The sequence below is a fragment of the Geodermatophilus sp. SYSU D00766 genome (assembly GCF_054049915.1).
Map to the genome: position 1 here is coordinate 89,787 of NZ_JBJGYI010000016.1, position 8,463 is coordinate 98,249.

Below are 8,463 nucleotides of genomic sequence, written 5' to 3' on the forward strand. Positions count from 1 at the left end.
GGACGGCCGGCGCCGCTCACAGCTCGGCGACGTCGGCCTGCTTGGCGCGCACGGCCTCGGCCGCCTCGCGCAGGCCGGCCAGCTCGCTCTCGGTCAGGTCCCCCTCGACGACCCGGCGCACACCCTGGCGCCCGATCTCGGCCTCCACGCCGAGGTAGACGCCGGAGATGCCGTACTCGCCGTCGACCCAGGCGCACACCGGCATGACCGCGCCGGAGTCCTCCATGACGGCGCGGGCCATGCGCGCCGCGGCCGCCGACGGGGCGTAGTAGGCCGACCCGGTCTTGAGCAGGGCCACGACCTCGGCCCCGCCGTTGCGGGTGCGCTGCACCAGGTGCTCGATCCGGTCGGCGGCCAGCACGTCGGCCAGCGGCTTGCCGTCGACGGTGCAGCGCGAGGGCACCGGCACCATCGTGTCGCCGTGCGAGCCGAGGGTCAGCGTCCGCACCGAGGAGACGGGGACGCCGAGCTCCTCGGCGACGTTGTTGCTGAACCGGGCGGTGTCGAGCATCCCGGCCTGGCCCATGACCCGCTCCTTCGGGAAGCCGGTGGCGAGCTGCGCGAGGGCGGTCATCTCGTCGAGCGGGTTGGAGACCACGATGACGACGGCGTCCGGGGAGCTCTGCGCGACGTTCTCGGCCACCTGCCGGACGATCTTGGCGTTGGTCTCGATGAGGTCCATGCGGCTCATGCCGGGCTTGCGCGGCAGGCCGGCCGTGATCACCACGACGTCGGAGCCCTCGGTGCCCTCGTAGGAGCCCCCGCCGACGCCGACGAGCCGCGTCTCGAAGCCCTCGATGGGACGTGACTGGTTGATGTCGAGGGCGATGCCCTCGGGCTTGCCCTCCACGATGTCGGTGAGCACGACGGTCTCGAAGACGTCGTACTCCGCCAGTCGCAGGGCGGTGGTGGAGCCGTAGAAGCCGGCACCGACGACGGTGACCTTGCCGTTCCTGGGCTGCTCTGCCATGGCCGTCAACCTAGACCGGCGCCCCGGTCCCCGCGCCCGCGGGCCGGGTGCTCAGCTGTCCGGGACCACGATGCTCAGCACCGCCACCGCGGCCCCGGCACCGGCCATGAGGACGACGTCGACCGGCCGGCTGCGCACCGCGAGGAAGCCCACCCGGCGGACGGGCAGCACCAGCCGCAGCACGCCGCCCCCGACGAGGGCCAGCCCGACGACCAGCAGCCCCCGCCGCCAGTGCTCCAGCGCCACCATCCCGAGGCCCACCGCGACCACCACCAGCACCGCGAACAGCGGCAGCTGGCGCAGCAGGCCGGCGAGGAAGGGCCGGCGGGTGTAGAGCGGGGGGCGGGTCATCAGGCCGTGAGGGCCTCCGCCGCGGCGGCCCGCTCGGCGGCCAGCACCACGTTCTGCAGCAGCATCGCCCGGGTCATCGGCCCCACCCCGCCCGGGTTGGGGGCCACGTGCCCGGCCACGTCGACGACGTCCTTCGCGACGTCACCGGCGATCTTGCCGTCCACCCGGCTGACGCCGACGTCGAGCACCGCGGCGCCGGGCCTGACGACGTCGGCGGTGACCAGCCCCGGCACGCCGGCCGCGGCGACGACGACGTCGGCGCGGCGCAGGTGACCGGCGAGGTCGCGGGTGCCGGTGTGGCAGAGGGTCACCGTGGCGTTCTCGCTGCGGCGGGTCAGCAGCAGCCCCAGCGGGCGGCCGACGGTGATCCCCCGGCCGACGACGACGACCTCGGCGCCGGCGATCGGGACGTCGTAGCGGCGCAGCAGCTCGACGATGCCGACCGGCGTGCACGGCAGCGCGCCGGGCACGTTGAGGACCAGCCGGCCCAGGTTGACCGGGTGCAGGCCGTCGGCGTCCTTGGCGGGGTCCATCGCCTCGAGGACGGCGTACTCGTCGACCTGTCGCGGCAGCGGCAGCTGGACGATGTACCCGGTGCAGGCGGGGTCGGCGTTGAGCTCCTCGACGACGGCCAGCACGTCGGCGAGCGTGGCGGTCGCCGGCAGCTCCCGCTGGATGCTGGCGATGCCGACCTGGGCGCAGTCGGAGTGCTTGGCGTTGACGTACCAGCGGCTGCCCGGGTCGTCGCCGACCAGCAGCGTGCCCAGGCCCGGCGGGTGCCCGGCGGCCGTCAGGGCCGCGACCCGGGCGGTGAGCTCCTGGCGGATCGTGGCTGCCGTCGCCTTGCCGTCGAGGATCGTCGCGGGCACCCGGACAGTGTGCCGGAGGCATTGTCGACGGTGCATCGCCCGGGGGACCCCGCCGGCCCTACGCTGCGGCCGAGGAGCCCCCACGGCCGACCGTCTGGAGTGCAGATGACCGAGCGCGACCCGTCCACCCGCGCCGTGCCCGTCGGGCGGACGGACGACTGGCGCGAGCAGACGACGCCGGGGATCCCCGCGGTGGCGGGCGCCTCGGCGGCCGCGCCCGGTGGCTACGGCGCGCCGGGGTGGGGGCAGGCCCCGCCCACGCAGCCGGGTTACACCACCAAGCCGGTGGCGGTCCGCGGTCCCGCCTCGCTGGCCGGGCTGCTGCTCATCCTCGCCGGCATCGCCGCCGGCGTCAGCCTGGCGCTGCGCTGGCTGACCGCGGACAACGACATCGGCTGGGACCTCGTGCGCCGCGGCTTCGACGACCTCGGCACCGGGTTCGCGACGCTCGTCGACACCGGCTTCTGGCAGCCGCTGGCGGTGGTCCTCGGCGGCGGGGTGCTGTTCGTCCTGGGCATCCTGATGTGGCTGCCGGCCCGCACCCACCGCTTCCTCGGCGTGCTCGCCCTCGCCGTCAGCGCGCTCGCGATCGCCGCGGTGCTGGTGCCGCTGGCGTCGGAGGAGTGGGACCCGTCGGCGTTCCGGCTGGGGTTCTGGTTCGCCTGCGCCGTCGGCGTCCTCGGCCTGCTCGGTGCCCTCAAGGCGATGCTCACCGGGCCGCGGTACCGCTGATCCGGGCACTTCCGCGGAAGTGCACGGTCCACCCGGGTACTTCCGCGGAAGTGCCCGGGTTCAGCCGTCGACGAGGGCCCCGTGGGCGACGGCGACCTGCACCGCCTGCACCAGGTCCAGCCGCACGCCGGTCAGGTCGACCGCCCGCCACGGCCAGGCCTCGGTGGCCGCGCCGCGCAGGTCGGTGCCGCGCAGCCTCGTGCCCTGCACGCGGGCGCGGTCGAGATCGGCGCCGGTGAGGTCGCACTCGCGCAGGTCGGCGTCGGTGAGGTCGGCCTCGCGGAACCGCTGACCGGACAGGTCGCTGCCGGAGAGGTCCACCCCGCGCAGCGACGTCCAGCTCCAGTCGGAGTCGGTGCTGGTCAGCGGCCGCAGCGTGGCGCCGGGGAACTGCGAGCCGGTGAGCTTGCAGCCGTCCCAGACGACGTCGATGAGCCGGGCGCGGTCGAGCCGGCAGGACAGGAACGCGCTGCCGCGGTGGCGGGAACCGCTCATCCGCACGCCGGTCAGCACGCAGGAGTCGAACACGCAGCGGCGGGTGACCAGCTCGGTGAGGTCGGCGTCGTCGAACCGGCAGCGGGTGAAGGTGACGCCGTCGAGCTCGGCGCCCCACCAGTCGACGCGGGCGAGGTCGGCGTCGACGAGCTCCTCCCCCGCCTCCGGCGGGCGGACGTGGGGCCGGCCGCTCAATGCGCGAAGTGGCGGGTGCCGGTGAGGTACAGCGGGACGCCGGCCGCGCGCGCCGCCGCCACGACCTCCTCGTCGCGCACCGACCCGCCCGGCTGCACCACCGCCCGCACCCCGGCGTCGAGCAGCACCTGCAGGCCGTCGGCGAAGGGGAAGAACGCGTCGGAGGCGGCCACCGACCCGGCGGCCCGCTCCCCCGCCCGCGCGACGGCGAGCCGGGCGGAGTCCACCCGGTTCACCTGGCCCATGCCGACGCCCACGGTGGCCTTGTCGTGGGCCAGCAGGATCGCGTTGCTCTTCACCGCGCGGACGCTGCGCCAGGCGAACACCAGGTCGTCGAGGCCGGCGGGGTCCAGCGGCTCGCCGGTGGCCAGGGTCCACGTCGTGGGGTCGTCCCCGGCGCCGCCGATGCGGTCGGTGGTCTGCAGGAGCAGCCCGCCGGTGACCGGCCGCGTCTCCACCGGCGGCTGCGGCGCCTCGGGCAGTCGCAGCAGCCGGATGTTCTTCTTCGCCGTCAGCACCTCGACGGCGTCGGCGGTGAACGACGGCGCGACGACGACCTCGGTGAACACGCCGGCGACCTGCTCGGCCATGGCCAGGTCGACCTCGCGGTTGGCCGCGATCACGCCGCCGAACGCCGACACCGGGTCGCAGGCGTGCGCCTTGCGGTGGGCGGCGGCGACGTCGGTGCCGACGGCGATGCCGCACGGGTTGGCGTGCTTGACGATCGCCACGCACGGGTCGGTGTGGTCGTGCGCGGCCCGCCAGGCGGCGTCGGTGTCGACGTAGTTGTTGTAGGACATCTGCTTGCCGTGCAGCTGCTCGGCGTGCGCCAGCCCGGGCTGCCCGCCGCGGTAGAGCGCCGCCCGCTGGTGCGGGTTCTCGCCGTAGCGCAGCACGTCGGCCCGCTCCCACGACGCGGCCAGCCAGCCGGGGAAGCCGCTGCCGTCGTCGTCCGGGGCGAGCACGTTGCCCATCCACGAGGCGACGGCGATGTCGTAGCCCGCGGTGTGCCGGAACGCGGCGGCGGCCAGCCGCTGCCGCTGGGCGAGGGAGAAACCGCCGGTCGCCACCGCCTCGAGCACGTCGCCGTAGCGGGCCGGGTCGACGACGACGGCGACCGACGGGTGGTTCTTCGCCGCCGCGCGCACCATGGCCGGGCCGCCGATGTCGATCTGCTCGACGCACTCGTCGGGCGTCGCACCCGAGGCCACCGTCTCGGTGAACGGGTAGAGGTTGACCACCACGAGGTCGAACGGCGCGATGCCCAGCTCGTCGAGCTGCCGCACGTGCTCGGGCCGGCGCCGGTCGGCGAGGATGCCGGCGTGCACCGCCGGGTGCAGCGTCTTCACCCGCCCGTCGAGGCACTCGGGGAAGCCGGTGACCTCCTCGACCGGGGTCACCGGGACGCCGGCCGCGGCGATCCGCCGCGCGGTCGCGCCGGTGCTGACCAGCTCCACCCCGGCGTCGGCCAGGCCGCGGGCGAGCTCCTCGATGCCGGTCTTGTCGTAGACGCCGAGCAGCGCGCGCCGGACGGGGACGCGGTCGTCGGTCTCGCTCACTGGGGCTCCTCCGTCCCGGTGACGAGTCGCGCCACCGTCTCCACCAGGAGCGTGCGCTCCACGGTCTTGATCCGTTCGTGCAGGCGGTCCTCGTCGTCGCCGGGCAGCACCGCGACCTCCCGCTGGGCCAGCACCGGGCCGGTGTCCACGCCGGCGTCGACCAGGTGCACGGTGCTGCCGGTGACCGCGACGCCGGCCGACAGCGCGTCGCGGACGGCGTGCGCGCCGGGGAAGGCCGGCAGCAGCGCGGGGTGGGTGTTGAGCAGCCGCCCCTCGTACCGGGCCAGGACGGCGGGGCCGACGATCCTCATGAAGCCGGCGGAGACCACCCAGTCGGGGCGGTGGGCGGCCAGGGCGTCGGCGAGGGCGGCGTCCCACGCGGCCCGGTCGGCGAAGTCGCGCAGCCGCACGGTGAACGTCGGCAGGCCGCGGCGGCGGGCGTGCGCCAGACCGGCGGCGTCGCGGTCGCTGCCGACGGCGACCACCTGCGCCGGGTAGCCGGGGTCGTCGGCGGCGTCCAGCAGCGCCGCGCACAGCGAGCCGGTGCCCGACAGCAGCACCACGAGCCTCGCCCTCGCGGCAGGGACGGCGGCCGGCACGTCGCTGATCCTAGGAGGACCGTCCTGGCGGCCGTTCCCGGCCGGGACGTGTGCACTTCCGCGGAAGTGCACGGGGCCGTCCTCACTCGAAGGCGCGCCAGCGGGCGACGGCCGCGGCGACGGCGGCGGCGATGCCGGCCTGGACGGCGACGGCGAGCGCGGTGGCCACCGGCGGGGCGCCCACGTCGGCGAGCGCGCCGTCGCCCAGCGAGCCCCCGGCCACCGCGACGACGAGACCGGAGGCGACGCCGAGCAGCACCCCGGCGAGCACGCCCCACAGGCCGGCCGACACCGAGCCGCCGTCGTCGTCGGTCATCCGGCGGCCGAGCACGGTCCCGGTGACCAGCCCGGCCACGGCGGGGACGGCCTGGGAGGCGAAGGCCACCAGCGGCACCGCCTGGGTGTCGGGCAGCGCGGCCAGCAGCGGCAGCGCGGGCACCGGGCCGAGGCTGACGCCGTGCACCGAGACCACGGTCGCCGAGCCGATGGCGAAGCCGGGGCCGGCCGCCATCCCGAGCGCGGCGGCGGCCGCGTTGGGCAGCAGCAGCGCGCCGAGGGCGAGCAGGCCCAGGACGCCGGCCCCCGAGCCGCCGAGGGCCCCGGCGACGGCGGCGTACCCGGCGGTGTCGGCGGCCAGGGCGACGGCGACGACCGCGCAGCACAGCCCGACGGCGGTCAGCAGCCCGGCGAGGACCGCGGGCAGCGCCGGCCGCACCGGCCCGGGCAGCCGGTCGAGGACGACGTCGAGCAGGCCGCTCTCGCGCAGCACGCCCCAGCCGACGGCGAGGCCGGCGAGGACCGCGGCGCCGGCCGCGCAGCCCAGCAGGTCGGTGCGCGCCCCCGGCCCGTCGACGGCGAGCGCGACCAGGAGGGCCAGCAGCACGTGGACGGCGGCCGCGGCGGCCACGACCACCCCCGCGGCGCCCGCCCCCGGCGGCTCGACCGCCCGCGCCACACCCCGGCCGGCGCGGGCCAGCCCGAACGCGACGGCGAGGGTCAGCAGCAGCGGGGCGAGGACCAGCGGGCCGGAGGCCAGCTCCAGGCCGCCGCCGTTGGCCAGCAGCCACAGCTGACCGGCCACCCGGACCGAGCCGCCGACGGGCAGGCCCCCGGTGGGGTCGAGCGCCTGGACGACGACCAGCGCCAGGCCCAGCCCGGCCAGCCCGAGCAGTGTCACCCCGGCCGTGGCCGCGGCGGCGAGGGCCACCGGGTACCCGGCCGCGCGGGCACCGGGCCCCCGCTGCCCGGGCAGGGGCAGGCGTGTCAGCAGGGAGACCACGTCCCCACTGTCGCAAGCCCGGCCGCCGTCTGTCCGCCGCACGCGCCGGGACCGGCCCCGGACGACGCCGAGGGGCGGGGGGGGCGGCCCCCGGCCCGCGGGTGGCCGGGGGGGCCCGGGTGATCTGGCCGCCAGGCCCGAGGGGGTGGGAACCCCCCGCAGGGCGGGGGGGGTGGCCGGCGGCGGGGTCGGCGGCTGCCCGTGCTGGGGGGCGGGCTGCCCGTACGGGTCCGGCCGGCCGTAGGGACCGGACTGCCCCGGCTGCGGCTGACCCGGGTGCGGCTGGCCCCACGGCTGCGCCGGCTGGCCGTACTGCCCGTACGGGCCGGGGCCGGCCGGCCGGCCCGGGGAGCCCGCCGACCGGCCGGGGTCGGGCGCCTGCTGGTTGGCCCACTGCGCCGCGCCGGCCAGGCCGCCGGACAGTGCCGGCCGGTTCCGCAGCTCGGGCAGCAGCCGCAGGACGGCGAAGCCGGCCGTGGCCGCGGCCACGAGGAGGGCGAGCAGGCCGACGAGGCTGAACTCCCAGGACAGCGTCTGGATCCAGGCGATCAGCGTGAGCAGGAACGCGAGACCGGTGAGCCCGACGGTGATCCAGCTGCGCGGGAAGCCCAGCCGCAGGTCGGTGACCGCCGGCAGCAGCGCCCACGCGGCGGCGGCGAGGAGGAGGACGAAGGCGAGGGTGACCAGCCCGCTGAACGAGAAGCCGTTCACGTCGTACTCGTCGGAGAAGTAGTAGCCGCCGAGGTCGATCCACGGCAGGAGCGCGAGGACGAGGTAGGCCAGCGCCCCGGCCGCCACGGCGAGGTCGGCGATCTTGAGGCGCTTGGGGTCGAACCCGGCCCCGGCCGGACGGGGGCCCTGACCGGGCGCCTGACCGAACGGCGGCGGGCCGCCGGGCTGCTGCCCGTAGGGCGACGGGGAGCCGTGCGCCGGCCCCTGCCCGTAGGGCCCCGGCGCCGGCTGGCCGTGGGGCTGCTGACCGTAGGGCGCCTGCTGACCGTAGGGGTGCTGCTGGCCGTACGGGGACGGGGGGACGTACGAGGGCTGGCCGTACGGGGGCTGGCCGTACGGGGGCTGGCCGTACGGGGGCTGGCCGTACGCGGGCTGCCCGTACGAGGCCGGGTCGTACGGCGGCTGCTCCTGGGGCGCGCCGGGAGCCGGAGGCTGCTGCCCGTACCCCGGGGCACCGCCCGGGCCCGGCTGCCCGGGGCCCCCGGGCTGCTGGGGCGGCTGACTGGACGTCATCGGTGGACTCTCCTCGGCACTCGGTAGGGCGTCGCGGATGCTCTCCCCCGTCATCGTCCCCCGGCAACCTCGCCACGCCCCGCCCGGCCGCGGGGAGCCGGATCGTGACCCCGCCGCGACTCGCCCCTCGGCCCCCACGCGGCGGGGGCGCCCGCCCGGTCCGGCGTGC

General features: G+C 77.0%; 8 protein-coding genes. 1 reads left to right on the top strand and 7 read right to left on the bottom strand.

The window, feature by feature from the left end; all coding sequences use genetic code 11:
• Positions 1–16 precede the first annotated feature (16 nt).
• From mdh to ACI8AD_RS13715, 3 genes are read right to left on the bottom strand one after another with little or no spacing between them, the layout of a single operon-like run.
• On the bottom strand, positions 17–970 hold the full coding sequence (mdh, locus tag ACI8AD_RS13705) for a malate dehydrogenase (RefSeq protein WP_456871085.1): 954 nt from the start codon (positions 968–970) through the stop codon (positions 17–19).
• A gap of 51 nt (positions 971–1,021) precedes the next feature.
• A complete protein-coding gene (locus ACI8AD_RS13710; protein ID WP_456871086.1) occupies positions 1,022–1,321 on the bottom strand; it encodes a DUF3017 domain-containing protein in 300 nt (99 codons plus the stop codon).
• Positions 1,321–2,190 carry a bifunctional methylenetetrahydrofolate dehydrogenase/methenyltetrahydrofolate cyclohydrolase gene (locus ACI8AD_RS13715; RefSeq protein ID WP_456871087.1) on the bottom strand — a complete coding sequence of 290 codons (870 nt, stop codon included), beginning with the start codon at positions 2,188–2,190 and terminating at the stop codon, positions 1,321–1,323. Before ACI8AD_RS13715 ends, ACI8AD_RS13710 begins: the two co-directional genes overlap by 1 nt.
• 105 nt (positions 2,191–2,295) lie before the next feature.
• On the opposite strand from ACI8AD_RS13715, the gene ACI8AD_RS13720 reads away from it, so the two are divergent.
• Positions 2,296–2,922 carry a hypothetical protein gene (locus tag ACI8AD_RS13720; RefSeq protein WP_456871088.1) on the top strand — a complete coding sequence of 209 codons (627 nt, stop codon included), beginning with the start codon at positions 2,296–2,298 and terminating at the stop codon, positions 2,920–2,922.
• A gap of 60 nt (positions 2,923–2,982) precedes the next feature.
• On the opposite strand, the gene ACI8AD_RS13725 is transcribed toward ACI8AD_RS13720, so the two are convergent.
• The 4 genes from ACI8AD_RS13725 to ACI8AD_RS13740 form a co-directional block, all read right to left on the bottom strand.
• Positions 2,983–3,612, bottom strand: a complete 630-nt coding sequence (locus ACI8AD_RS13725; protein WP_456871089.1) for a pentapeptide repeat-containing protein — start codon at positions 3,610–3,612, stop codon at positions 2,983–2,985.
• Positions 3,609–5,171, bottom strand: a complete 1,563-nt coding sequence (gene purH, locus ACI8AD_RS13730) for a bifunctional phosphoribosylaminoimidazolecarboxamide formyltransferase/IMP cyclohydrolase (RefSeq protein WP_456871090.1) — start codon at positions 5,169–5,171, stop codon at positions 3,609–3,611. Before purH ends, ACI8AD_RS13725 begins: the two co-directional genes overlap by 4 nt.
• Positions 5,168–5,770, bottom strand: coding sequence for a phosphoribosylglycinamide formyltransferase (gene purN, locus ACI8AD_RS13735; protein WP_456871091.1), 603 nt, complete (start codon positions 5,768–5,770; stop codon positions 5,168–5,170). The genes purH and purN overlap by 4 nt, the downstream gene beginning before the upstream one ends.
• A gap of 82 nt (positions 5,771–5,852) precedes the next feature.
• Positions 5,853–8,294, bottom strand: a complete 2,442-nt coding sequence (locus tag ACI8AD_RS13740; RefSeq protein ID WP_456871092.1) for a cell division protein PerM — start codon at positions 8,292–8,294, stop codon at positions 5,853–5,855.
• Positions 8,295–8,463 lie beyond the last annotated feature (169 nt).